The following is a 500-nucleotide window of genomic DNA, read 5'->3' as shown; positions in this document are numbered from 1 at the left end:
GGTGAGACGAAGATCCGTTCCCACAGTTCCGCGGTCGCGGCGAGGCGGCGGGCGGTTTCCGGGTCGATGGGCCCGTACCCGACCAGTTCCGCGGGCGAGGTGCCGGTTCCGGTGAGGGTGTCGAGGGGGATGATGACCTGCACTTGGGCGGTGATCGCCCCACCGTCGGCGACGGCACCGGTGGTGGCGGGTGCGGTCGCGCCACCGGTGAGGAGCAGGTCGGTGAGGACATCCGCGCGCACCTGGTCAGTCGTGCGGGTGTCCGTCACGACGACCTCGGCGGGGTCGGGCGGTGTGGCTTCGGCACCATCGACGCTCGCACCGTCGTCGCCGCCGGCACCAGCGCCGGCGCCAGTACCACGGTGGCCCGCGGCACTCGCCTCCGCAGCGGCTTTCCGCCGCGCGGTCGTGAGCTCCCGCGCATACTCGGTCAACCGGTCGCGGATCGCGTACGCCAGCACCGCCGGCAGCACCGCCGCCAACTCCGCCATGCCATCGTC

General features: G+C 73.0%; 1 protein-coding gene. It reads right to left on the bottom strand.

What is annotated here, in order from left to right:
• Positions 1–500, bottom strand: a 500-nt coding sequence (locus tag H9651_RS14570) for a DUF222 domain-containing protein (protein WP_191720050.1), incomplete at both ends; no start/stop codon positions are given.

The sequence above is a fragment of the Microbacterium pullorum genome, assembly GCF_014836535.1.
GTDB lineage: Bacteria > Actinomycetota > Actinomycetes > Actinomycetales > Microbacteriaceae > Microbacterium > Microbacterium pullorum.
The sequence above is the reverse complement of the archived record's forward strand: the minus strand, read 5'-3'. Positions and strand labels throughout refer to the sequence as shown.